General features: G+C 70.7%; 19 protein-coding genes, 1 other RNA gene and 1 pseudogene. 9 read left to right on the top strand and 12 right to left on the bottom strand.

Annotation, left to right across the window (positions count from 1 at the left end):
- Positions 1 to 88 precede the first annotated feature (88 nt).
- The 6 genes and pseudogenes from IE242_RS39555 to IE242_RS23195 form a co-directional block, all read left to right on the top strand.
- A pseudogene (locus IE242_RS39555) lies at positions 89 to 172 on the top strand (transcriptional regulator); the annotation flags it as partial.
- A 55-nt stretch (positions 173 to 227) separates the two neighbouring features.
- On the top strand, positions 228 to 410 hold the full coding sequence (locus IE242_RS38880) for a Scr1 family TA system antitoxin-like transcriptional regulator (protein ID WP_308436780.1): 183 nt from the start codon (positions 228 to 230) through the stop codon (positions 408 to 410).
- 12 nt (positions 411 to 422) lie between these two features.
- The gene (locus tag IE242_RS23210) at positions 423 to 620 is read left to right on the top strand and encodes a DUF397 domain-containing protein (protein WP_189862312.1); all 198 of its coding nucleotides are present in this window, start codon (positions 423 to 425) and stop codon (positions 618 to 620) included.
- 93 nt (positions 621 to 713) lie between these two features.
- The gene (locus IE242_RS23205; RefSeq protein ID WP_189862310.1) at positions 714 to 2,492 is read left to right on the top strand and encodes a histidinol-phosphate aminotransferase family protein; all 1,779 of its coding nucleotides are present in this window, start codon (positions 714 to 716) and stop codon (positions 2,490 to 2,492) included.
- On the top strand, positions 2,489 to 3,292 hold the full coding sequence (locus IE242_RS23200) for a phosphatidate cytidylyltransferase (RefSeq protein WP_189862308.1): 804 nt from the start codon (positions 2,489 to 2,491) through the stop codon (positions 3,290 to 3,292). Before IE242_RS23205 ends, IE242_RS23200 begins: the two co-directional genes overlap by 4 nt.
- A 460-nt stretch (positions 3,293 to 3,752) precedes the next feature.
- Positions 3,753 to 6,185 (top strand): proprotein convertase P-domain-containing protein, encoded by a 2,433-nt coding sequence (locus tag IE242_RS23195; RefSeq protein WP_189862306.1) that lies wholly within the window; start codon positions 3,753 to 3,755, stop codon positions 6,183 to 6,185.
- A gap of 79 nt (positions 6,186 to 6,264) precedes the next feature.
- Here the strand turns inward: IE242_RS23195 and IE242_RS23190 are convergent, their stop codons facing one another.
- The 4 genes from IE242_RS23190 to IE242_RS23175 form a co-directional block, all read right to left on the bottom strand.
- On the bottom strand, positions 6,265 to 7,446 hold the full coding sequence (locus IE242_RS23190) for an amidase domain-containing protein (RefSeq protein ID WP_229859329.1): 1,182 nt from the start codon (positions 7,444 to 7,446) through the stop codon (positions 6,265 to 6,267).
- Positions 7,447 to 7,561: 115 nt separating this feature from the next.
- The gene (locus IE242_RS23185; protein WP_189862303.1) at positions 7,562 to 8,845 is read right to left on the bottom strand and encodes a polysaccharide deacetylase family protein; all 1,284 of its coding nucleotides are present in this window, start codon (positions 8,843 to 8,845) and stop codon (positions 7,562 to 7,564) included.
- 49 nt (positions 8,846 to 8,894) lie between these two features.
- Positions 8,895 to 11,177: a transglycosylase domain-containing protein gene (locus IE242_RS23180; RefSeq protein WP_444545844.1), complete on the bottom strand. Its 2,283-nt coding sequence runs from the start codon at positions 11,175 to 11,177 to the stop codon at positions 8,895 to 8,897.
- A gap of 279 nt (positions 11,178 to 11,456) precedes the next feature.
- Positions 11,457 to 12,434, bottom strand: coding sequence for a LysR family transcriptional regulator (locus tag IE242_RS23175; protein WP_189862301.1), 978 nt, complete (start codon positions 12,432 to 12,434; stop codon positions 11,457 to 11,459).
- An 83-nt stretch (positions 12,435 to 12,517) separates the two neighbouring features.
- On the opposite strand from IE242_RS23175, the gene IE242_RS23170 reads away from it, so the two are divergent.
- Positions 12,518 to 13,900 (top strand): MFS transporter, encoded by a 1,383-nt coding sequence (locus IE242_RS23170; protein WP_189862299.1) that lies wholly within the window; start codon positions 12,518 to 12,520, stop codon positions 13,898 to 13,900.
- Between the two features lie 172 nt (positions 13,901 to 14,072).
- A complete protein-coding gene (locus IE242_RS23165) occupies positions 14,073 to 15,086 on the top strand; it encodes a LacI family DNA-binding transcriptional regulator (RefSeq protein ID WP_189862649.1) in 1,014 nt (337 codons plus the stop codon).
- Between the two features lie 307 nt (positions 15,087 to 15,393).
- Here the strand turns inward: IE242_RS23165 and ssrA are convergent.
- The 5 genes from ssrA to ftsE form a co-directional block, all read right to left on the bottom strand.
- Positions 15,394 to 15,795, bottom strand: a transfer-messenger RNA (tmRNA) gene (gene ssrA, locus IE242_RS23160).
- 115 nt (positions 15,796 to 15,910) lie between these two features.
- A complete protein-coding gene (gene smpB, locus IE242_RS23155; protein ID WP_189862297.1) occupies positions 15,911 to 16,390 on the bottom strand; it encodes an SsrA-binding protein SmpB in 480 nt (159 codons plus the stop codon).
- A 112-nt stretch (positions 16,391 to 16,502) separates the two neighbouring features.
- Positions 16,503 to 17,684 carry a S41 family peptidase gene (locus IE242_RS23150; RefSeq protein ID WP_189862289.1) on the bottom strand — a complete coding sequence of 394 codons (1,182 nt, stop codon included), beginning with the start codon at positions 17,682 to 17,684 and terminating at the stop codon, positions 16,503 to 16,505.
- Positions 17,685 to 17,752: 68 nt separating this feature from the next.
- Positions 17,753 to 18,670, bottom strand: coding sequence for a permease-like cell division protein FtsX (ftsX, locus tag IE242_RS23145; RefSeq protein WP_189862287.1), 918 nt, complete (start codon positions 18,668 to 18,670; stop codon positions 17,753 to 17,755).
- Positions 18,671 to 18,703: 33 nt separating this feature from the next.
- The gene (gene ftsE / locus IE242_RS23140; RefSeq protein WP_189862285.1) at positions 18,704 to 19,393 is read right to left on the bottom strand and encodes a cell division ATP-binding protein FtsE; all 690 of its coding nucleotides are present in this window, start codon (positions 19,391 to 19,393) and stop codon (positions 18,704 to 18,706) included.
- A gap of 329 nt (positions 19,394 to 19,722) precedes the next feature.
- On the opposite strand from ftsE, the gene IE242_RS23135 reads away from it, so the two are divergent.
- The gene (locus tag IE242_RS23135; protein WP_189862283.1) at positions 19,723 to 19,917 is read left to right on the top strand and encodes a hypothetical protein; all 195 of its coding nucleotides are present in this window, start codon (positions 19,723 to 19,725) and stop codon (positions 19,915 to 19,917) included.
- A gap of 147 nt (positions 19,918 to 20,064) precedes the next feature.
- Here IE242_RS23135 and IE242_RS23130 read toward each other — a convergent pair whose 3' ends face one another.
- The 3 genes from IE242_RS23130 to IE242_RS23120 all read right to left on the bottom strand — a co-directional run bounded on the left by IE242_RS23130 (position 20,065) and on the right by IE242_RS23120 (position 23,532).
- A complete protein-coding gene (locus IE242_RS23130; RefSeq protein WP_189862282.1) occupies positions 20,065 to 20,691 on the bottom strand; it encodes an LPXTG cell wall anchor domain-containing protein in 627 nt (208 codons plus the stop codon).
- A gap of 304 nt (positions 20,692 to 20,995) precedes the next feature.
- A complete protein-coding gene (prfB, locus tag IE242_RS23125; RefSeq protein WP_189862280.1) occupies positions 20,996 to 22,102 on the bottom strand; it encodes a peptide chain release factor 2 in 1,107 nt (368 codons plus the stop codon).
- Between the two features lie 194 nt (positions 22,103 to 22,296).
- Complete coding sequence (locus IE242_RS23120; RefSeq protein WP_189862278.1) at positions 22,297 to 23,532, bottom strand: serine/threonine-protein kinase; 1,236 nt, start codon at positions 23,530 to 23,532, stop codon at positions 22,297 to 22,299.
- Between the last annotated feature and the right edge of the window lie 113 nt (positions 23,533 to 23,645).

The raw sequence follows: 23,645 nt of genomic DNA, 5'->3' as shown, positions 1-23,645 counted from the left end.
AGGGAACTTTGCTCTCACCGGGGCGGGGGCGGGGCGGTGAGGACGGAAGGGCGAGGCGTCATGTCATCGCTCCACGGCGGCGCTTCGCATGGGCTTCGGCGGTCATGCCGTCACACGCGGCCAGTTCGAGCACCTGATCGACATAAGCGAACTGCCTCATGTCACCGTACGCGTGATCCCCCTTCGGAACGAGCAACTCCCCGACCACAGGGCAGTCCTTCGACTACGTGGAAGGGCCGATCGCGCAGCTCGACACAGTCCAGTTGGACTCCCAGCATGGGGCCTGCGAGTTCCTCGACGCGGAAGCTCAGCTGAGCAAGTACCGCGCCGTAGTGGACCGCATGCAGTCCTGCGCCCTGAGCAGCGCCGAGTCACGCGACTTCTTGAGGCACTGCACCCAAGAGCTCTGAGAGGAACCGGCCGTGCAGCCCTTCCACTGGCGGAAGTCCACGTACAGCGGCGATGGCTCGAACTGCGTCGAGATAGCCACCACACCCACCACCGTCCACATACGCGACTCGAAGAAGGCGGGCGGCCGCAGGCTCACCGTCGCATCCTCCGCATGGAAGGCGTTCATCTCCTACGCAGCCGCTGGCACAGGCGGGGACGGCTGCACATGAGTACGCGTACTCATGCCCATCACGTCATCTGGCCCTGACGCGGCCGGTCTGTGCTCCCCACGATGAAGTGCCCCTGCGTCGAAAGAGGTACTCATGCATCGTGACGTACAGCTGCGCATTGCCACCCCGGAGGATTCCGACTGGATCCACGAACTGCGCCACCGCGTGTACGCGCAGGAGCTGGGCCAGCATGCGCCGGATCCGGCCGGGCGGCTGCGCGACGGGCTGGACGGCGACAACGTCTATCTGGTCGCGGCGCGCGGAGCGACCCGTATCGGCTTCGTCAGTGTGACTCCGCCCTGGGTGGGGCGGTACGCGCTGGACAAGTACCTGAGCCGCGACGAGCTGCCGCTGCCGGACGAGGACGATGTCTTCGAGGTGCGCATCCTCACCGTGGAGCCGCGCTGGCGGGCCACCCTGGCGGCGCCGTTGCTGATGTACGCGGCGCTGCGCTGGATCGCCGCACGGGGCGGCCGCCGGGTGGTGGCCATGGGGCGTACCGAGTTGCTCGGCATGTATCTGGCCGTCGGTCTGCGCCCGGTCGGCCGCACCGTCCGCAGTGGTGCGGTGACGTTCGAGGTGCTGACCGGCAGCGTGACCGAGCTGACGAAGGGCACGATGGGCCGTTACCGCGCCACGTTGGAGCGTCTGGGCTCCACAGTCGACTGGCAGTTGGACGTGGCCTTCGCGCCCCGGCCGGACGGCTGCGAACACGGTGGCGCCTCGTTCACCGCCATCGGCACGGACTTCCGCAGCCTGCACCGGCGGCATCAGGTCGTCGCCGCCGATGTGCTGGACGCCTGGTTCCCGCCGGCTCCCGGGGTGCGGGCGGCGCTCGTGGAAGACCCGGGCTGGGCCGCCCGCACATCGCCGCCGACCGGTGCCGAGGGCCTGCTGGCGGAGATCGCCGCCTCCCGGGAACTGCCGGCGGAGACGCTCGCGGTCGGCGCCGGTTCCTCCGACCTGATCTTCCGGGCGTTCGGCCGGTGGCTGACCCCGGACAGCAGGGTGCTTCTCCTGGACCCGGCTTACGGCGAGTACGCCCATGTCACGGAGCGGGTCATCGGCTGCCGGGTGGACCGGTTCCGGCTGCGCCGCGAGGACGGCTGGCGGATCGATCCGGCCCGGCTGTCCGCCGCCGTCGGCTCCGGCCGCTACGACCTCGTGGTGGTGGTCAACCCGAACAACCCGACCGGACGCCATGCGCCGGCCGCGGAGCTGCGCTCGGTCATCGCCGCCACGCCGGACCGCACCCGGTGGTGGATCGACGAGGCGTACCTGGGCTATGTCGGCCCGGCCGAATCGCTCGCCGGGCTCGCCGCGACGGACCCGCGGGTGGTGGTCTGCAGCTCACTGTCGAAGATGTACGCGCTGTCCGGTGTACGGGCCGCGTACCTGGTGGCCGAGCCGGCCACCGCGGCGCTGCTGCGCCGGTGGACACCGCCCTGGCCGGTCGGCCTCCCGGCGCAGCTGGCCGCGGTGGCGGCGTTGCGCGACCCGGCGTACTACCGCGACCGCTGGCAGCGCACCCACGCTCTGCGCCGGGAACTGGCCGCCGACCTGGCCGGGCTGGACGGGTCCCTGGTGGTCGAGGAGGCCGTGGCGAACTTCCTCACCGTGACCCTGCCGCCCGGCGGGCCGAGTGCCGCGCAGCTGGTGCACGAGTGCCGCCGCCACGACGTATATCTGCGCGACCTGTCACCGCTGTCGCCGCTGTACGAGGGACGCGCCGTGCGCATCGCGGTCAGGGACACCGCCGAGAACGCGCGCATCGTGGCCGCGTGCCGGACCGCCCTGGACGACCTGCGGACGGGTTCCGTCTCGTTCGTTCCGGAGCTTCCGGCTGTCACCGTCACCGGATCCGCTCGGTGATCACGGTTGCTTCGCTGGCCCCCTGGCTCGGTGGGGCGCTGGTGATGGGCGGTGTCGCGGTCGCGGCGTCCCGGCGCCGGGAGCTGCTGATCCGGTGGTGCGCCTGGGCGGTCGGAGTACCCCTGGTCACGGGTGCGTTCTGGCTGGGCCGCCCGGGCGCCGCGGCCCTCGCCGTCGCGGCCGGGGTGGTCGCGGTGCTCGAGTTCGGCGGGCTGATGCGGCTGGGCCGGGCGGACCGGGCCGTGCTGGCCACGGCGGTGACGGGCGTGGTGCTGGCCACCTGGCTGGCGCCCGGACAGGTGCTTCGGGTACTCGCGATCGGGGCACTCGCGGTGGCCGCGGTGCCGCTCCTGTCCGGCGACGCCGACCGTGGGGTGCACCGGCTCGGCGCCGGCCTGCTCGGGCTGGCCTGGCTGAGTGTGCTGGCCGCGCTCGTGCCGCTCGGGGCGAGCGCGCTCGCGCTGTTCATCGCGGTGTCGGTCGCCGACATCGCGGCGTACTTCGCCGGCCGGCGGCTGGGCGGGCCGCGGCTGTCGCCGCTGTCACCGGCCAAACGGTGGAGCGGGACCCTGGCCGGGGCCGCGGCCGGCCTCGGGGTGCTCGCCGTGCTGTCCGCGCTGAGCTGGCCGACGGCGGTTGCGGTGGCGGTCGGCGGTCCGGCCGGAGACCTCCTCGAATCCATGATCAAGCGAGGTGCTCAGGTCAAGGACGCGGGTCACTGGCTGCCCGGCTCGGGCGGCCTGCTGGACAGGATCGATTCGCTGCTCGTCGCGCTGGCGGTCCTGCTTCTCCTGCGCTGACTTCCGCGGCGAGGCAGGGGCGCAGGCAACGGCCGCCACACAGAAGCGGAAAGCATCGATTCCGTTTTGCGGGCGTGACTCCATGGACGCCGAGAGATCCCACGTGGACTCTGATGGGTTTTGCCGCCGCAACGGACAGCAGAAGCAGCACCATAAAACGGAGCCATTTGCTCCGCTCATGAAGTCCTTGCGGACGTGATCCAGGCCGCCCTAGGCTTCGAGCCGATCAAGCTGACCCGTCCATTTGGAGTGCCTGTGCACTACAGCACTCCCTGTCGCCGCTGCGGTCGGAATGAACCGCCCGCTTTTCCCTGCGGCTTCATGACGGATCACCCCAGTGCGGCATCCCCGGTGCGCGAAGACCGCACAGATACGCATGCCGCCATCCGGCCTTTCCTTACCGGAATTCTCCACTCACATCCCCGCATGCGTTGTCATGCCCTCTTAACCCGAGAGCGAGATGAAGAGACGGATATGGACGACGGTCGTCACCTCGGTGATGACCGTGACCCTCGGCGCGATCCCCGCCCACGCTGTGACCTCCCTGAGCACCACCGCGGCGACCGCGGCGGACGACGACCTGGCGGGCAGCGCGACGGAGGGCGACCCGATCGACCCGCCGCTGTACGACGACACCGCCGACGGCGGCACCGTGCGCGTCAACGTCGTCACCGAGAGGCGCTCGGACCTGGCCGACGCGGCGAGCACCGGTAAGACGGTGCAGGCCTTCTCGACCCTGCCGGTCGTCACGCTCCGGGTCGACCGGGCCGGCCTTACGGAACTGGCCGCCCAGGACGGCGTGATCAGCGTCAGCGAGGACGAGGCGGTCCCGCCCGCGCTGGACGGCAGCGTGCCGCTCATCGGCGGCGACCAGGCCATCGCGGCAGGTCTGACCGGCGAGGGCAGCGCGATCGCCATTCTGGACACCGGCGTCGCCACCAGCCACCCGTTCCTGGAGGGCCGGGTCGTCGCCGAGGCGTGCTTCTCGCCGATCGACGCCGTCTCCGGCGCCACCAGCCTGTGCCCCGACGGCACGGCCGAGCAGGAGGGCACCGGCGCCGCCGACTCCGGGAGCGGGCCGTGCGCGGCCATCGAGGGATGCGACCACGGAACCCACGTGGCCGGTATCGCCGCGGGCAACGGCGACGGCCTCTCCGGAGCCCCCGCGTCCGGTGTGGCCCCCGGCGCCGACATCATCGCCATCCAGGTCTTCAGCAGGTTCGACTCCCCGCAGTACTGCGAAGCCGTCGGCACCACACCCTGCATCCGCAGCTACACCAGCGCCCAGATCGCGGCCCTGGAGAAGGTGTACGAGTGGCAGCAGGCCGGAACCCCGGTCGTCGCGGCGAACCTCAGCCTGGGCTCGTCGATGTACTCCGAGGCCTGCACCGGCGACGCCCGCAGGCCGGTGATCGACAAGCTGCTCGGCGCCGGAGTCGCCACGGTGGTCGCGGCCGGCAACAACGGCTCCGAGGACGGGGTCAACGCCCCCGCCTGCGTGCCCTCCGCGATCGCCGTCGGCTCCACCACCGACAACGACGAGATCTCCTCGTTCAGCAACCGGGGCCCGCTGCTGGACGTCTTCGCCCCCGGCTCCGGCATCGTCTCCTCCGTGCTCAGCGGTTACGGCGCCAAGAGCGGCACCTCCATGGCCGCTCCGCACGTGGCCGGGGCCCTCGCCGTGCTTCGGCAGGCCTACCCGGGCAAGAGCGTCACGGACCTCGGGTCGCTGCTGAAGACGACCGGGACGACCGTCACCGACGAGGCGGGCGTCAGCATCCCCCGCATCGACATCGCCAAGGCGGCCGGAGTGGCGGAACCCGATCCCGAGCCGGAGCCGGAGCCGGAGCCGGGCGACAAGCCCCGCGCGGCCAGGATCATCAATGACACCGACTACGTCATTCCCGACCCCGGCACCGTGGAGTCGCCGATCACGGTCAGCGGAATGTCCGGCAACGCCCCCGTGGCGCTGCAGGTCTCGGTGAACCTCACGCACGAATGGCTCGGCGAGATCAAGATCGACCTGGTCGACCCGGACGGGAAGACGTACGCCCTCAAGGCGACGAACGCGACGGATCCGGGCGGCACGCTCAGCAAGACCTACACGGTCCCCGCCGGGGCCTCCCCGGCCGACGGCACCTGGAAGCTCCAGGTGCAGGACAGGTCCGCGGGCGCCGACGGCACCCTCGACAACTGGTCGCTCACGTTCCCCTCGCACGAGAACCGGACCGACCTCACGATCCCCGACCCCGGCACCGTGGAGTCTCCGATCACCGTCGGCGGACTCACCGGCAACGCCCCCAAGACGCTGCAGGTCTACGCGGACGTCACGCACGACTGGCTCGGTGACCTCAAGCTCAGCCTGGTCGCCCCGGGCGGTACGGCGTACGCGCTGAAGTCGACGTCCTCGACCGAGACCGGCGGCACCCTCCAGCAGCTCTACACCGTCGACGCGAGCGCCTCACCGGCGGCCGGCACCTGGAAGCTGCGCGTCGAGGACCTCTCGGAGGGCGCCACCGGCACCCTCAACGGCTGGTCACTGACGTTCCCCGCCTCGTACGAGAACCAGACCGGCCAGACCGTCCCCGACCCCGGCACCGTGGAATCGCCGATCACCGTCAGCGGCCTCACCGGCACCGCCTCCGGGACGACGCGGGTGTACGTCGACGCCACGCACGAGTGGCTCGGCGACCTGGAGATCACCCTGGTCGCCCCGGACGGCAGGACGTACGCGCTGAAGCCGTCGTCCGAGACGGAGGAGGGTGGCACCCTCCAGCAGCTCTACACCGCCGACGCGAGCGCCTCGCCGGCCAACGGCACGTGGAAGCTGCGCGTCGAGGACACCTCCGCGGGCGCCAACGGCACCCTCAACGGCTGGACACTGGCCTTCTGAGGCCACTGCTCCCGTGCACACAACGAAGACGCCCGGCCGGGGCTTCCCGGCCGGGCGTCTTTCGTATACGCGGCCGCCGTCAGGTGCGGTAGGCGTAGTACGACGCGTTCGGGTACGACGCGATGACGCTCGCCACCGACCGGCTGTAGGTGTTGGTGGAGTGGTACGTCAGATACGGCACGCCGTTGCTGCGGGACGTGACGATCATGGTGTGGTCCTTCGAGCCGTCCCGGTCGAAGTCGACCTGGAGCACATCGCCGACGTCCATCTGGTAGACGTTGGCGAGGCTCGTCGCCCGCTTCGAGTTCTGGGCGTACCAGGACCACTCGTTGACGCCGACGAACGAGTGCGACTGGATGTCGGCGTTGCCGAACCACTTGGTGTAGTCGTACACGTAGCCGGGCTCGTGCTTCCAACCGCCCGCCTTCAGCGCCTGGCTGACGAAGTTGGTGCAGTCGCCGCCCGCGCCCTGCCCGTTGAAGTCCGGGTAGTCCGCGTTGTAGTTGGACCAGTACTTCTTCGCGTAGGTGGCCATCGCCTGGTAGTTCAGGCCGCTGGCGGTGAAGTCCTTCTTGTTGGCCGGGGCGGGGTACGTGGTCGCCGCCTTGGGCGCCGCGGGCGTGGTCGTGGTGGCGGCCTTCGCGGCCTCCGTCTCGACGGCCGGCTTGGCCGTCTGGTTCACCGCGACGTCGCCCTCGTCGGTCGCCTCGATCCGGGTCAGCTGCCAGTTGCCCCGGCGGTCGGCGCTGAACGTCAGCTCGTGGTGGGCCTGGAACCCGGTGGTCCGCGGGTCGCTGCCGCGGGCCTCCGCGTAGGTGAGGGTCGTGGTCTCGGTGACCGCGACCTTGGCCTTGCGGCCCTTCACGTTCGTGGCGTCCAGGGTGACGGTCGTGCTGCCCTGGCTGTACGTCTCGCCCAGCTCGGCGAGCTCCTTCTTGCGCTGTCCCAGCTGGGAGAGCGCGCTGTCCTCACGGCTGGTCGTGCCGGAGGACATCCGGACGTGCCCGGAGAAACCGTGGGTCCGCTGCTTCTTCCGGTCACCCTGCCTGCTGTCGACCAGAGCGTTCGTACGGTCGGTGAAGACCGCGTCCGCGAGCCGCTGGAAGGTCGCCTTGGTCTTGGCGTCCACCGTGGGATCGTCGACGACCGCGGCGCCCGCGCTCCAGTTGGGCACCAGCGCCACTCCGGCGACGACCGAGGCGGCGGCCGCCCCGGCTATGGTGACGCGGCGTCGGGTGCGGTTGATTTTCCTTGACTTCACTGATGGTTCCCCTCTTGCCCCCGGCGACAGGATGCCGGGTAGGCGCATCCTTGCATGGCATGTGAGGCGCTTGTGAAGAGGGATGCGCCTGTGCACCGAGGCTGTTACGGGAACGTCACTGCACGACGGTCGACCAGTCCGGGGACTGCCCCGGGTCGAGGCTGCGCAGCCGCTGCAGCGTCTCGGGGTCCTGCACGTCCATCCAGTCGGCGAGCTCCTTGAAGGACACGCACTTGACGTCCTTCTTGGTACAGACGTCCTCGATGACCCGGTCCACGGCCCTCATGTAGATGCCGCCGTTCCACTCCTCGAAGTGGTTGCCGATGAAGAGGGGCGCCCGGCTGCCGTAGTACACGCGGTTGAAGCCGGCCATGTAGGTGTCGACGGTCTCCTCCTCCCACTGCGGGTACATCGCCGGGTCGCCGTCGGTCTCGCCGTCGGACTGGTTGTAGAGGAAGTTGAAGTCCATGGAGAGGCCCTGGTACTCGCCGCCCTCGTACGGGAGCATCTGCAGCGGGAAGTCCCAGATGCCGTTCTTCTTGCTGGGCCATATCTGGAAGTCGCCCGCGGAGCTGGCGTCGTAGCGGTAGCCGTAGTCCTTGATGGCCTTCAGCAGGTTCTTCTGGCCCTCCAGGCAGGGGGCGCGGCCGCCGACGACCTCCTTGGCGACGTCGAAGGGCAGCGGGTCCAGGTCCGTGTCACCGGTGTTGGTCTTCCAGTTCTGCACGAAGGAGTTGAACTGGTCGATCTCGCTCTTCCACTCCTCGACGCTCCAGTCGCCGCCGCCCTTCGTGCCGCAGAAGTGCCCGTTGAAGTGGGTGCCGATCTCGTTGCCCTCCTCCCACGCCTTGCCCAGCTGCTCCAGCGTGGTGCGGATGTGCTCGTCGGTGGGGTAGCTGATCGCCGCGGAGCCCTTGTCGTGCTGGGGAGGGTCGTAGAGCGACGCCTTGTCCTTCGGCAGCAGGTAGATGCCCGTGAGGAAGAACGTCATGTGGATGTCGTACTCCTCGGCCATCTCCCGGTAGTGGGAGAAGAGCATGTCGTCGCCCTGCAGCGCGCCGTCCCAGGAGAAGACGACGAACTGCGGCGGCTTCTCACCCGGCTTGAGCTTTTCGGGCTTCAACTGGTCTGTCTGCGGACCGGTGTAGGAAGTGGAGCCGTCCCCCAGGACCTTCGTCTTCCCGTCCCACTTCGGCTCCTCGGTGGGCGTCCCCGCCGTCTTCCGCGGTTCCCCCGAGGACGCGGTCGGCGTCGTGTTGTCCGTGCGGTTCAGCACCAGGTAGCCCGCCGTCAGCGAAGCGACGACGAGCAGCGCCGCCAGGGCCAGGAACCCCGGGCGGAAGGGAGCGGTGCGGCGCGGTGCCGGGGCCTTGCGGCGGCGGCCCGACGGTGGCTTCATGTGCGGCTCATTCTCCAGACGGTGGGGGACTGCGGTGCCCGGTCGGTGGTCAGCCGAGAGGGCTCGTGGCGCCGGACCAGATGCCGTAGGGAACGCTGTCGTCGGTGGTGCCGGCGATGCCCTTCAACGGCAGTGGTTCGAGACTCTTGGCGAGGTCCATGCGATAGACGACCACTGCGGTGGAGACAGAGTTGTACGTGCCGACGTACCAGGCGGCGGTGTCGTCCTCGGTCGTCCCGGCCTTCCCGGCCACCTCGGCGTCGGCGGGCGCGCCGTCGGGGTGGGCGGTGCGGAAGGAGTCCGTGAGCGCGGAGGTGACCTCCTCGGCCACGTCGGCGCCGACCGCCCGGCGTGCGTCGGGCAGCTTCAGGACGACCTTGGTGCCGTTGTGGGTGAGCTTGCGCACCGAGTAGGGCTCGGTGTGCTCGCCGGCCGCCGCGAAGGTGGAGTAGCCGCTGGCCATGCGGATGGCGCTGGGCGTGGAGCTGCCCTGCGTCAGCGCGGGCACCTGGGCACCGATGCTGGAGGGCAGCAGGCCGGAGGCCTCGGCGGTGGCGCGCACCTCCTCCAGGCCGGTGTCCATGCCGAGCTGCATGAACGGCGTGTTCACCGACAGCGCCAGCGCCTGGTGCAGGGAGATCTGCCCGTAGTCCACGTCCCCGTCGTTGCTGGCGGACACCTTGCGGCCGCTGCGGTCCCAGTACGGCCCCTCCGGCGTGGTCACCGGCACGTCGTCGTCACCGTTGTAGAGGGAGTCCCCGGTGACCGGGGTCCTCTCCTCGTCCCGGGTCTTGCGGACACCGTGCTCGAGACCGGCCGCGTACACGAACGGCATGAAGGCCGAACCGGCCGGGACGGTGGAGGCGTTGGACTCGTTGTAGCCCTGCTTACGGTGGTCGGGGCCACCGTAGACGGCGAGGATCCGGCCGTCCGCGGCCACCGAGGCCGCCCCGTAGTGCGCGGTCTTCGCGGTCTTGGGATCCTCCTCCAGTGCCTTCTTGCGCGCCTTGGTGACGGAGTCGGTGAGCTGCGCCTCCCGTTTCTTGTCGAAGGTCGTGTAGATCTGGTAGCCGCCGAGGTCGAAGTCCTTGTCGGAGATGTCCGCGGCGCTCTTGGCGTACTGGGAGGCGAGTTCGACCAGGTAGTCGCTCTGCTCACCGGTGTCGTACAGCGGGTTGCTCTTCAGCGGCTCCGGGAACTCCTTGTACTTCTCCCGCTCGGCCTTCGAGAGCTTGCCGATCTCGACCATCCGGTCGAGGGTCCAGGACCAGCGCTCCACGGCCCGCTCACGGTTGGCGCTGTTCAGGGTCGGGTCGTAGAGGCCGGCGCCCTTGAGCAGGGAGGCCAGGAACGCGGCCTCGCTGGCGTTGAGCTCGCTGACGTCCTTGCCGTAGTAGGCCTGGGCGGCGCGCTGGATGCCGTAGGTGCCGCGGCCGAACCAGCTGGTGTTGAGGTAGGCCTCGAGGATGTCGTCCTTGCTCATCTGGTTGTCGAGCTTGAGGGCGATCATCGCCTCGGTGAACTTGCGGCTGATCGTCTGGTCCTGGTTCAGGTAGACGTTCTTCACGTACTGCTGGGTGATGGTCGAGCCGCCCTGGGTGTCACCCTGGCCGACCGTGCGGAGCAGGGCACGGGTGATGCCGCTGAAGGAGATGCCGGGGTCGCTGTAGAAGCTCGCGTTCTCGGCGGCGAGCACCGCCCAGCGGACGTCCTCGGGAATGTCCTTGAGCGGCATCGCCTGCCGCTGCACCCAGCCGGTACGGGCCATGGGCGTCCCGTCGGCCCAGAAGTACACGTTGTCCTGCTGGGTGGCGTACGAGTTGAGGTTGTCCGGGATGTCGGTGGCCGCGTAGGCGACGACGAGGAAGAGGCCGGTGAACCCCACACCGGCGAGCGAGCCGCCGAGCCACTGCCGCCAGGAGGGCAGCCACCGGCGCCAGTCGGTTCGTCCGGGCCGGGGGTACTGCGGCCGCATACGGCGGGCGTAGGGCGCGAGGCGGGCGGTCAGCTCGGCGAGCGGACCCAGCAGGGGCGCCAGCCGGGGGACGGCGGCGAGGCGGGAACCGAGGGACGGGCGGGGTGCCTTGCGTCTGTTCCGGTTCCCGTTTCCGTCGCGCTTCGTCTGGTCGGCTGTGTCGCCGCCGCGTATTCGCTTCGACGTCGGCGAGTCCACCTCAGAGGCGGATATTCCGGATATCGCCTCTTCGCTCTCGGGGCCGGAAGTGCCCGGCGGCGGCACCCGCAACTGCACGGTCTCATCCGTTGTGAATGAGCCGGGCATTTTCAGCTGCATGGTGACGTCCCGCTCCTGAGGCTCCTCCCCGTCCCCCATCGGCGCCACGACATCCCCCTTCGCATTCGGCATCGATCGCGCGGGCGGATGTAGGTCGGTCCGACCCGCCTGCCGTCGATGCGGCTGCATACCGACTGCCGGCCTCGCAGATCGGTGCCCCCACAAATTACCAGCGACCTTCAACAACCCCTCACGCAACGGGGGTGTTCATAACGGAGCAGAGTCGTAGATGAGGGGACATCTCGGAGTGCGGGTGAGGGCACCCCGGCCGGGCCCGCCGGCATGCGCACTTCTTGCGCTGTGTGTGTGCTGTGTGCGTCAGGAGCGGCTCGTCATGACCTGTGCGTCCGCTGCCGGAAGCCATCCCTCCGCGGGCCGCCGCAGCCACCCCTCCTCGGCCGCGAGCTCGGCCGCGGCGCGCCTGAGCGCCTCGAGCCCCGGATGTGCCAGCCCCTTGCGCCACACCAGCGACAGGGGTGACAGCGGAACGGGTTCGACGAGCGGCCGGATCACCGTCTCCGGCATGGCCGGGAAGCCCATGACGGCGAGCACGGGACGCCTCGACTTGGCCATGATCCGCTGGAACTCCTCGACCCCGACGGCCAGGGGCGCGGGCGGCGCGATCCCGATGCCGCGCTCCTCGAGGAGAAGGCGGGCCAGGTCCGTCCACTCCGGCGTCCGGGGGTTCCCGGCACCCGCGTACACGGTCTCGCCGGCGAGCGCGGCCAGCGGTACCTCGTCCAGGGCTGCCAGCGGGTGGCCCTCGGGCAGGATCACCGCCATCGGCTCGTACCGTACGGGCTGCTGTTCCAGGCGGACGCGCACCGCCGGATCCAGCCCCGCGTACCGTCCGAACGACGCGTCGAGCCGGCCCGCGAGGATCTCCGCGGCGGCTCCGGTGAGCCCGCTCTCGTAGCGGGTCATCAGCTCCTCGTCGGGGGCGAGTGCGCGGGCGCGGGCGAGGATCCGCTCGCCGACCATCCCCGGGCTGTTGACGTCGACGAGCAGCGGCGGCCGCGGCACCCCGCCACCGGACCGCCCGAACGCCGCGAGCAGTTCCTCCTGCGCCTGGAGCACCCGGCGCGCGTACGGCAGCAGCCGCGCCCCGTCGGCCGTCAGGGACACCTGCCGGGTCGTCCGGACGAAGAGCTCGGCACCGAGCTCCCGTTCCAGCCGCCGGACATCGCGGCTGAGCGCCTGCTGGGCGATGTACAGCCGGGCCGCGGCCCGCGTGAAGTGCAGTTCCTCGGCGGTGGCGAGGAACGCTCGCAGGAGGCGGGGGTCCACGGTGGGCATCCGCCGAATTTACAACCCGGATGCGTCAATCACCACGGAGCAGGTGTTGGACGGCCGATCATGACCCGGGCGACCGTAAGACCATGCCGCAACCACCCGCGCGGACTCCCTCCGCGCCTCTGCTCACCGTCACCGCCGACAGCCTGGTGGCCGCCGACTTCGGCCCCCGGAGGGAGGACTCTCGCGCGGACCGCCCCGTCGGAACGACCCGATCGAGCCGCAGCCGCGGCCATGTCGGTATCCGTGGCCGTGGCGCGGGCCCGCTCGCCCTCTACCGCCACCTGTTCGCCCTCCCCGGGACCCGCGCCTTCACGTGCGGCAATCTCCTCGCCCGGCTGCCCATGGGCATGTTCAGCGTCAGCGCGGTGATCATGATCGCCGGGCAGCGCGGTTCGTACGCCCTGGCCGGTGCCGTCACCGCGACGGGACTGGTCGCGTCGGCCCTGGTGGCCCCGTGGACCGCACGGCTCGTCGACCGCCACGGCCAGGCCAGGGTGGCCGTGCCCGCCACCGCGGTCGCCGTACTGGGCTGCCTGTCGCTGCTGCTGTGCATGCGCTTCAACGCGCCCGACTGGACCCTGTTCGCCTCGTACGCCGCCACGGCGACCACCCCGAACACGGGCGGCATGTCCCGCGCCCGCTGGGCCCACCTGCTGCGCGACGACCCGGCGGCGCTGCACACCGCCAACTCCTTCGAGCAGGCCGCGGACGAGCTGTGCTTCATGGTCGGCCCGGTCCTCGCGGCCTTCCTGTGCACCTCCCTCTTCCCCGAGGCGGGCACGCTGACCGGCGCCGTGCTGCTGATGACGGGCGTGCTGCTGTTCGCCGCCCAGCGGTCGACGGAACCGCCCGCCCCCGGACGCGCGGCCCGTACGGCGGCCGCGCCCCGGTCCCCGCTCCGCACCCGCGGCATGCCTCCGCTGCTGGCCGTCTGCCTGGCCATGGGAGCGGTCTTCGGGACGATGGAGGTGGTCACGATCGCGTTCGCGGACGCCCGGGGACAGCAGTCGTCGGCGGGACTCGTCCTCGCACTGCAGGCCGCCGGTTCGTGCGCGGCGGGACTGCTGTTCGGCGCGCTGAGGCCGCCGGGCCCGGCCGCGCGGCGGCTGCCGTGGTGCGTCGCCGCGATGACGGTGCTCATGACCCTGCCCCTGCTCGCGGCCGCGCTGACCGGTTCGCTCGTCGTCCTCGCGGGCGCGCTCCTCGTCGCCGGCATGGCCACCGCGCCCACGATGATCACGACCATGGCCCTGGTCCAGCAGCGCACCCCGGAAGGCCGGCTGAACGAGGGCATGACCCTCGCGGTGACCGGCCTGCTGGGCGGCATCGCGTGCGGTTCGGCGGCCGGCGGCTGGCTGGCCGAGCACGCCTCGGCGACGGCCGGGTACGCGGCCCCGGCGACGGCGGCGGCCGTCGCCCTGCTCCTCGCCTGCGCGACGCGCACCGATTCCCGCGCACCCCATTGACGTGCCCACGCCCCGCCCTTACGTTCCTTCGTCGCGGAGTCGAAGCGCTTCGACGCGGTCTTGAGTCGATCGGATCGATGGATCAATGGATCGATGGACGGTGGAGGGACGGAATGCCGACGGCACACAGACGGACGACGGTCGCCCCGGCGGCTCCCGGCGCCCCCATCCCATGGTGAGCATCACCGATGTGGCGCGGCACGCCGGAGTCGCCCCGAGCACCGTCTCGTACGCCCTGAGCGGCAAGCGCCCCATCTCCGAGGAGACCCGGCGGCGCGTGCGGGCGGCCGTCCGCGAGCTCGGCTACCGTCCGCACACGGGCGCGGGGGCATGGACCGGCCGCGGGGCGAAGGTGCTCGCGCTGGTGGCACCGCTGCGGGCCGGCGACGCCCGGGCGCAGACGGTGATGGCCTACGCGTTGTCGGTGGTGGCCGCCGCCCGCGGGCACGACCACGACGTACTGCTGATCATGCGGGAGGAGAGCGAGGACGGGCTGCGACGGGTGGCGGACGGCGCGCCCGCGGACGCGCTGATCGTGCTGGGCGCGCCGCGGAACGCCCGGCCCCCCTTGCTGCGGAGCCTCGGCAGACCGTCGGTGCTGATCGGGTCCCCGGCCGACCCCACCGGGCTGACCTGCGTCGATCTCGACTCCGGCGCGGCGGGTGAACTGTGCGTGGAGCATCTGGCGGAGCTCGGGCACCGCACGGTCGCGCTCGTGGGGGCGCCGCCGGTCTCCCTGGGCGGGACGGTGCACGCGCAGCGGGTGCTCCGGGGCTTCGCCGCGGCGGCCGGCCGGCTCGGGCTGTCGTCCTCGGTGCACCCCTGCCCCGCGTCGCCCGCCGCGGCCCGCGCGGTGGCCGAGGGGCTGCTGCGGGAGCGGCCCGCTCCGACCGGGGTGGTGGTGCACGACGAGGGCGTCGTGAGGTTGCTGATCGACGCGTTCGAGACGCTCGGGCAACGGATACCGGACGATCTCTCGGTGGCGGCCGTCCGCCCCGCCGGGCTCCTGACGGACGCCCGGCTCCCCCTGTCGGTCACCTCCGCGGAGGTCCCGGCCGCGCAGCTGGGCGCCGCGGCCGTGGACCTGCTGATACGGAAGCTGAACGGCACCCACGTACCGGAGACGGCCCTGCTACCGCCCCGGCTGACCCACCGCGCGAGCACATCCGACCGCCCACGCTCCTGAGGCAAGCCCCCGGGCACCTCGCCCCCTCCGGCCCACCACGAACAAAGGGGGCCGCGGGTGGCGAAGCCCCCGCACCGCGCGGCGAAGCCGCGCAGAGACGACGAAGGCGACGCGGCCCGCGCAATCCGCGAACACACACCGCCCCTCACCTTCCCGGCGAACCCCCGGGCACCTCGCCCCCTCCGGCCCACCACGAACAAAGGGACGCCGCGGGTGGCGAAGCCCCCGCACCGCGCGGCGAAGCCGCGCAGAAACGACGAAGGCGACGCGGCCCGCGCATTCCGCGGGCACACGTCGCCTGTCGTCTTCGTGGAGATGGCGGGAATCGAACCCGCGTCCAACGGTGCGGAATCAGGGCTTCTCCGTGTGCAGTCCGCTGCGATTTTCTCGGCCCCGGAGATCACGCGGACAAGTCTCCGACGGGCTCAGTCACTGTTTGGTTTCCCTCTTCACCCCGTGACCGGGATCAAGGTTTAGTCCCCTAGTCGATGCCAGGATCCGGGTCGGGAACATCCCCGGGCTGACACTCCCTTTAGTAGGAGGCTCGCGATCGCTACCTGAGATCAGGCAGCGAGGGCGAAGGCCTGCTGGGAGGAATCGCGCTTGGTGTTGGCGATTATTTTTTTCGGCCTGTGGTTTACGAGATCATGGCCGCTTCCTCGACACGCTTCCCCTGCTTCGACAGCCGCTGTCGAAACCGATCATCCCCATGTTGATTTTTCAATGCGCACTTTCATGCCCACACCGGCGAACGGTGCTCGTGCCATCGTACGTGACCAACGCACGCCGGTGCCACTGTATTCCAGGCGGGCCCGGCGGAGCCGCTACGCCCGCTGCTGCCGCCGCACCGCCGAGATCGCACGCTCGGTCTCGCGCCGGTCCTGCTTCTCCCGGAGCGTCTGCCGCTTGTCGTACTCCTTCTTGCCCTTGGCCAACGCGATCTCGATCTTGGCCCGGCCGTCCTTGAAGTACAGCGCGAGGGGCACGATCGTGTGGCCCGTCTCCTGCGACTTCGCCTCCAGCTTGTCGATCTCCATGCGGTGCAGCAGCAGCTTCCGCTTGCGGCGGGCGCTGTGGTTGGTCCAGGTGCCCTGGCTGTACTCCGGCACGTGCACGTTGTGCAGCCACGCCTCGTGCCCGTCGAGCTGTACGAAGCCGTCGGCCAGCGAGGCCCGCCCCTGGCGCAGTGACTTCACCTCGGTGCCGGTGAGGACCAGGCCGGCCTCGTAGGTGTCGAGGATGTGGTAGTCGTGCCGCGCCTTCTTGTTCTGCGCGATCAGCTTGCGCCCTTTTTCCTTAGCCATAGTGCTGGCCATTTTGGCACTACGGGGGCCCCGCGGGGGAAGTCGATTACGCGGGCCGCCGGGCGGCGTGAGCCCGCTGCGACGACGTACCGCCAGGCAGCGCGGCCACGGACTACGAAGGAGCGCCCAGCCCGCTGAGGACCGTCCGTGCGCGCCGCAGGGCGTCCTCGCCGACCTCCAGGTCGGGGGTGATGCCGCGGCCGTCGACCCCTCGCCCCGACGGGGTGCGGTAGTGCCCGACGGTCAGCTCGGCGACGGAGCCGTCGGGGAGCGGGGCCGGCATCTGCACCGAGCCCTTGCCGAAGGTGCGGGAGCCCACCACGACCGCGCGGCCACGGTCCTGCAGGGCGCCGGTGAGGAGTTCGGCCGCGCTCATCGTGCCGCCGTCGACGAGCGCGACCAGGGGTCTGGTGGTGTCCCCGCCGGGATCGGCGTGCAGGGCGCGCTGGTCGCCGTCGACGTCGTACGTGGCGACGAGGCCGCCGTCGAGGAAGGCGGAGGCGGCGGCCCGGGCCTCCGCGACCAGCCCGCCGGAGTTGCCGCGCAGGTCGAGCACGATTCCGGCGTCCTGGGACGCCTGGTCCACGGCCTCCCGTACGAGATCGCCGGAACCCTTGGTGAAGGCGGAGACCTCGATGACGGTGACCCCGTCGGCGAGCTCGCGCACGGTCACGGAGTCCGTGGACAGCCGGGCCCGGCGCAGTGTCTCGCGCCACGCGCGCGTGCCCCGTTCCAGGCCGAGCGAGACGGTCGTACCGGCGTCCGCGTCCTCGGCGTCGCCGCGCAGTAAGGAGACGACCTCGGTGACGGGCCGGCCGTCGACGCTGCCGCCGTCCACGCTGCGCAGCCGGTCGCCCTTGCGGATGCCGGCCCGGTCGGCGGGCGAGCCCGGCCGTACCCGGGTGACCTCGATCCGGCCGTCGCGCTCACGCCGGGCCCACAGGCCCACACCGGTGTACGCGCCGTCCAGGGCCTCCTCGAACTCCTCGTACTCGCCCTGGGAGTACACCGCGCCCCAGCGGTCCCCGCTGCGGCTGACGGCGCGCTCGGCGGCCTCCGTGGCGGACTTGCCCTCCGCCATGGCCTCGGCGGCGGCCCGCGCGATGTCCTCGTGGTGGCCCGTGGGGGCGGAGCGGCCGACGGAGGCGGACCCGCCCGCGGCGCCGTCCGGGACCGCCGGCGCCCCGAACGAACCGGTGGCGGCACCCGCGGCGAGGACGCCCGCGAAGACGATCGTCAGGGCCGCTCCGCGGCGGACGCGGCGGGGCGGACAGAACATATCTCGGCCCGGCATGCCGGTGAGTCTAGGACAAGGCGAAGGGGCGCACGGCCGGTTGGCCGTACGCCCCTTCTTGGTGTGCGTCACACCTTCAGATACTTGCGCAAGGCGAAGAAAGCGGCCAGCGCGGGCATCAGGAAGCTCGCCGCGAGGATGAGCGGCAGCTTGGTGAACACGGCGTCCCAGCCGACGAAGGCGATGAGCGGCAGCTCCTGTGCCAAGGACACGCCGCCCTCGATCACGAACTGCTGGCCCAGGACCAGGGAGGCGCAGGCGATGGTGCCGCCGATCACACCGGCGACCGCCGCCTCCATGATGAACGGTGCCTGGATGTAGAACCCGGAGGCGCCCACCAGCCTCATGATCCCGGTCTCGCGGCGGCGGCTGAACGCGGAGACCCGCACCGTGTTGACGATCAGCAGCAACGCCACGAACAGCATCACCAGCATCACGCCGCGCGCCGCCCAGTTCAGATAGCCGAGCAGCCGGAAAAGGTTGTCCAGGATCTCCTTCTGGTCCTGCACCGACTGCACGCCCGCCCGGCCGTTGAAGGCGCTCGCGATGACCTGGTACTTCTCCGGGTCCTTGAGCTTGATGCGGTACGACTCCGGCATCTGGTCCGGGGTGATGGACGCGGCCAGCGGCGAGTCGCCGAACTGCTCCTTGTAGTGCTTGTACGCCTCGTCCTGCGACTCGTACAGCACCTCGTCCACGACCGACATCTTCTCCAGGTCGGCCTTGATCTGCTCCTTCTGCTGCGTGGTGACAGCACCCTGGGCGCAGGCGGGGTCGGACTTGGCGTCGCTCTTGTTGCAGAGGTAGATCGAGACGTTGACCTTGTCGTACCAGTAGCCCTTCATCTGGCTGACCTGGTCACTCATCAGGAGCGAGCCGCCGAACAGGGCCAGGGACAGGCCGACGGAGACGATCACCGCGAAGGTCATCGTCAGGTTGCGGCGGAGACCGACACCAATCTCCGAGAGAACGAACTGCGCGCGCATGGCGTCTTCTTCGGGCCTTTCGTGGACGGTGGATCAGTGCTGGTAGCCGTAGACGCCGCGCGCCTGGTCGCGGACGAGGCGGCCCTTCTCCAGCTCGATGACGCGCTTGCGCATCTGGTCCACGATGTTCTGGTCGTGGGTCGCCATCACCACGGTCGTACCGGTCCGGTTGATCCGGTCGAGCAGCTTCATGATGCCGACGGAGGTCTGCGGGTCGAGGTTGCCGGTCGGCTCGTCGGCGATCAGCAGCTTGGGCCGGTTGACGAAGGCCCGCGCGATGGCCACGCGCTGCTGCTCACCGCCGGACAGCTCGCCGGGCATGCGGTCCTCCTTGCCGCCCAGCCCGACCAGGTCGAGCACCTGGGGCACGGACTTGCGGATCTCGCCGCGCGACTTGCCGATCACCTCCTGCGCGAAGGCGACGTTCTCGCCGACCGTCTTGTTCGGCAGTAGACGGAAGTCCTGGAAGACCGTCCCCAGCTGGCGGCGCATCTGCGGCACCTTCCAGTTGGAGATGCGCGCGAGGTCCTTGCCCAGGACGTGCACCTGGCCCTGGCTGCACCGCTCCTCGCGGAGGATCAGCCGCAGGAAGGTGGACTTTCCGGAGCCAGAGGACCCCACGAGGAACACGAACTCGCCCTTCTCGACCTCCAGGGAGACATCCCTGAGGGCGGGGCGGGTCTGCTTGGGGTAGACCTTGGACACGTTGTCGAATCGGATCACGGATGCACCACGGGTCGCCGGGGGTAGATGAGCGTGACCATACGCGAACCGGGTGTGTGGGCGCAGGCGACGGTGGCTGTTGCGCGAGGGTTGTGCCTTTTGTGCTGGCTGGAAGGATGCCCTCCGGCGGGTACGCGGGGAACGACATGAGCGGCGGCGGCCCGCGCGCGGTGCCGGGGACGGCCCCGCACCGCCCCTCGGAAGCGATTCCGGCCGTCACCCCGGGCCGCGCCGAATTCCGCGGAACCTGGCACAGTGGAGAGGGGAACGGTGACGTTCCCCGATGCGTTGTTCATGGGCGTGAGGCCATTGCGAGGAGGGCGAGGCGCATGACGTACGACCGGTTGGTGTGCGCGAACTGCGCGGCGCCCGTGAACGAGGGCCGGTGCCCGGTCTGCCGGGCGAGCCGTGAGCGGCTGCAGCAGGAGAGCCCCTTCGCGGGCCTGAACCCGACGGCACTGATCGCGCTGCTCGCCGTGCTGATCGCGGCGGTGGCGCTGGTGGCGGCCCACCAGACCGCGTAACAGCACGGGGGCCGACCTGCGAGGACGGCGGCGGACAGACGAAAGGGCCCGGAGCGAGCGCTCGCTCCGGGCCCTTCCCGTGTCACCGTCCTACCGCACTCCCGTGGTTACCCTGGGTCAGCGCGGCGGGACGTCGTACGTTCCGCCTCAGGCAGCGGCGCCGCGGCCGGCCACCATGCGGGGCAGGAAGCGGAAGCCGATACCGCCGGCGATCATCGTGGCGGCACCGATCAGCAGGAACGTGGTCTCGGCGGCACCGGTCTCCGCGAGCTCCTTGCCGTCGCCCTGGGCCGAGGTGGCGTCGTCGCCGGTGTCGGTGAGGGCCGAGGAGCCCTTCTCCTGGGCCACGGGGTCGTTGCCGCCGCCGTTGACGTCGGTGTTGTCGTCCGCGCCCGGGTCGACCACGCCGCCGTTGTCGTCGCCGCCGTTGTCGTCGCCGCCGTTGTCGCCGCCGCCGTTGTCACCGCCGCCGTTGTCGTCACCGCCGCCGTTGTCACCGCCGCCGTTGTCGTCACCGCCGCCGTTGTCACCGCCGCCGTTGTCGTCACCGCCGCCGTTGTCACCGCCGCCGTTGTCGTCACCGCCGCCGTTGTCGCCGCCGCCGTTGTCACCGCCGCCGTTGTCGTCACACGCCGGGTCGTCGGGGGAGATCTCGCAGATGGGATTGTCGCTAGGGTCAGCCGAAGCCACACCCGCCACCATCAGCGAGGCACCCGCGGCGATCACCGCGCCGGCGGCCACCCGCGCAACGCGGATCCGCGTCTTCTTCGTCATATGTTGCTACCCCCAGTAGCTCATCGTCAGTGGAGCAGCGCCCGGGACAGACGGCGTCAGAGATAGCTCAATATGGTCAAGCCCCCCGCGTCACATGCGTCCCACAGACAGCGCATGCCACGGTTCACCCTCCCCACTTTTCACACCAGCGTCAAGCGCCTTGCGTACTGCATTGTCCGCTTCACCAGCTTTACGACAGGAAAGGAGATGTGAGCGTGACGTAAAACCTGGGCATGCCGGGCACAAAAGACAACTGCCGCCCGGTGGACGGCAGTTGTTATGTCGACAAAGAGCCGTGAACTGGCTACTTCTCCTGCTGCTTGCGCCAGCGGATGCCGGCCTCCAGGAACCCGTCGATCTCACCGTTGAACACGGCCTCGGGGTTGCCGACCTCGTGCTCGGTGCGCAGGTCCTTGACCATCTGGTAGGGGTGCAGCACGTACGAACGCATCTGGTTGCCCCAGGAGTTGCCGCCGTCGCCCTTGAGGGCGTCCATCTTGGCCCGCTCCTCCTGGCGGCGCCGCTCCAGGAGCTTGGCCTGGAGGACGTTCATCGCGGTCGCCTTGTTCTGGATCTGCGAGCGCTCGTTCTGGCAGGAGACGACGATGCCGGTGGGGAGGTGGGTGATGCGCACGGCCGAGTCGGTCGTGTTCACGCCCTGGCCGCCGGGCCCGGAGGACCGGTAGACGTCGATGCGCAGCTCGCTCTCGTCGATCTCGACGTGGTCGGACTGCTCGACGACGGGGAGGATCTCGACACCGGCGAAGGAGGTCTGGCGCCGCCCCTGGTTGTCGAACGGGGAGATGCGCACGAGGCGGTGGGTGCCCTGCTCGACGGAGAGGGTGCCGTAGGCGTACGGGGACTGGACGGCGAAGGTGGTGGACTTGATGCCCGCCTCCTCCGCGTACGACGTCTCGTAGACCTCGGTCTTGTAGCCGTGCTGCTCGGCCCAGCGCAGGTACATGCGCTGGAGCTTCTCGGCGAAGTCGGCGGCGTCCACACCACCGGCCTCGGCGCGGATGTTGACGAGGGCCTCGCGGGCGTCGTACTCGCCGCTGAGGAGGGTGCGGACCTCCATCTCGTCCAGCGCCTTCTTGACGGCGACGAGCTCGGTCTCCGCTTCCGCCCGGGTGTCCGGGTCGTTCTCCTCCTCGGCCATCTCGAAGAGCACGCCGAGGTCGTCGATACGACCCCGCAGCGCCTCGGCCTTGCGGACCTCGGCCTGGAGATGGCTCAGCTTGCTGGTGATCTTCTGCGCCTCGTCGGGGTTGTCCCACAGGGACGGCGCGGCCGCCTGCTCCTCGAGCACGGCGATGTCTGCCCTCATCTTCTCGAGGTCCAGGACGGCCTCGATCGACTCCATGGTCGAGGAGAGGGACTTCAGCTCTTCGGAAACATCGACGACTGCCACGCCTCCAGCCTAACGGCTGTGGCAACCGACCCGGGCGCGGCCTTCTCGGACACCGACGGGCCGGGCACGGGAGCGTACGGAGGGGACGCCCAACGCTGCGGTCCGCGGCGCGGACGGGAACGCCGGCCCGTCCGGCGGGCGGCGGGCGGCGGGGAGAACACGGCCCTTCCGGCGGACGGGCAGCGGCAGGAAGGTCAGGGTGCTTCCGGGGCGGAGTTCTCCGTGTCGTTCTTCGGGGAGCCGGCCGGGTCGTCGCCCGCACCCGCCATCCAGGTGCCGACACCCGCCGCGGCGACGAGGACGACGGCCGCCGCGCCCAGGGTGATCCGGCGGCGGCGGGCCGAGGCGCGGTTGCGGGCCGAGCCCGGGCGCGGGGTCCCCGCGGCGCGGGGCGCGCGGGCCGTGCCGCGGGCGCCGCCGGCCAGCTCGTCGGGCGCGGGCACCCGCATCGAGGTGTGCGTGTCCCGGTTGGAGTCGGGCTTGGCCCCGCGGACCAGGGGCACCGCGCCGCGCCGTACGCGCTCGCGGGGCGCCGGCTCCGCCGTGGGCTCCTCGTGCGGCTCGGCCGGCTCCGTGTCCGGCTCGTCGACGTCCAGCGGCGGGAGGCCCGCCAAGGAGGGCAGCTGCTCCCGCAGCCGGGACGCCAGCTCCGACGCCCGCAGCCGGGACGCGGGGGCCTTGGCCAGGCACTGCACGAGCAGCTGCCACAGCTCCTCCGGGATGCCGGGCAGCGGGACCACCGTCTCGGTCACATGCCGGCGCAGGACCGCGCCCGGATGTCCGCCGCCGAAGGGCGTGAACCCCGCGAGCAGCTCGTACAGCACCGTGGCCAGCGCGTAGATGTCCACCGCGGCCGTGGGCGGCAGGCCCTCCACGATCTCCGGGGCCAGGTAGTCCGGCGTACCGATGATCTTCGTCGCGCGGGTGCGGCGCGGGGTGTCGATCAGTTTCGCGACGCCGAAGTCCGTCAGCAGCGCCGGGTGCGCGCCGCCCGGGCCGAGGGGTCCCTGCATGTCCAGCAGGACGTTCTCCGGCTTGACGTCCCGGTGCACCACCCCGGACGCGTGCGCGGCGGCCAGCCCGTCGGCGATGTCCGCCGCGATCGCCACCGCCGCCTCGGGCGCCAACCGCCGCTCCCGGTCCAGCCGGGTGCGCAGGTCGGTGCCCCTCACCAGGTCCATGACCAGCGCCAGGTCGTTGCCGTCCACCACGAGGTCCCGCACGGACACCACGTTCGGATGGTCCAGCTTCAGCAGCGCCGCCCGCTCCTGGACGAAGCGCCCCACGAGCTCCTCGTCGGACGCGAGGTCCTCGCGCAGCAGCTTGATCGCGACGGGGCCTTCCGGTCCCTCGCCCAGCCACACCGTGCCGGCGCTGCCCCGCCCCAGAATCTGGTTCGCGGTGTACCGGCTCCCGATCTTCCGTGCCAAAACTGCTCCTACGGCCGCGTGTTGTCGCCAAAACTACGCGGCCGCGACGCCAACCTTCACCGCCGAGGCGGAAATCACCCATCGGATGTCGACAAATCCCCAGCCCTGGCTAC

Source organism: Streptomyces poonensis (assembly GCF_014650915.1).
Lineage (GTDB): Bacteria > Actinomycetota > Actinomycetes > Streptomycetales > Streptomycetaceae > Streptomyces > Streptomyces poonensis.
Note: the sequence above shows the minus strand (reverse complement) of the source record. Positions and strands in the feature narration are given on the sequence as shown.

Coding starts and splice junctions, on each gene's coding strand:
- IE242_RS23205 (WP_189862310.1), top strand. CDS start 714: ATGCATCGTGACGTACAGCTGCGCATTGCCACCCCGGAGGATTCCGAC.
- IE242_RS23195 (WP_189862306.1), top strand. CDS start 3,753: ATGAAGAGACGGATATGGACGACGGTCGTCACCTCGGTGATGACCGTG.
- IE242_RS23185 (WP_189862303.1), bottom strand. CDS start 8,845: ATGAAGCCACCGTCGGGCCGCCGCCGCAAGGCCCCGGCACCGCGCCGC.
- IE242_RS23180 (WP_444545844.1), bottom strand. CDS start 11,177: ATGGGGGACGGGGAGGAGCCTCAGGAGCGGGACGTCACCATGCAGCTG.
- IE242_RS23175 (WP_189862301.1), bottom strand. CDS start 12,434: ATGCCCACCGTGGACCCCCGCCTCCTGCGAGCGTTCCTCGCCACCGCC.
- IE242_RS23170 (WP_189862299.1), top strand. CDS start 12,518: ATGCCGCAACCACCCGCGCGGACTCCCTCCGCGCCTCTGCTCACCGTC.
- IE242_RS23165 (WP_189862649.1), top strand. CDS start 14,073: ATGGTGAGCATCACCGATGTGGCGCGGCACGCCGGAGTCGCCCCGAGC.
- smpB (WP_189862297.1), bottom strand. CDS start 16,390: ATGGCTAAGGAAAAAGGGCGCAAGCTGATCGCGCAGAACAAGAAGGCG.
- IE242_RS23150 (WP_189862289.1), bottom strand. CDS start 17,684: ATGCCGGGCCGAGATATGTTCTGTCCGCCCCGCCGCGTCCGCCGCGGA.
- ftsX (WP_189862287.1), bottom strand. CDS start 18,670: ATGCGCGCGCAGTTCGTTCTCTCGGAGATTGGTGTCGGTCTCCGCCGC.
- IE242_RS23135 (WP_189862283.1), top strand. CDS start 19,723: ATGACGTACGACCGGTTGGTGTGCGCGAACTGCGCGGCGCCCGTGAAC.
- IE242_RS23130 (WP_189862282.1), bottom strand. CDS start 20,691: ATGACGAAGAAGACGCGGATCCGCGTTGCGCGGGTGGCCGCCGGCGCG.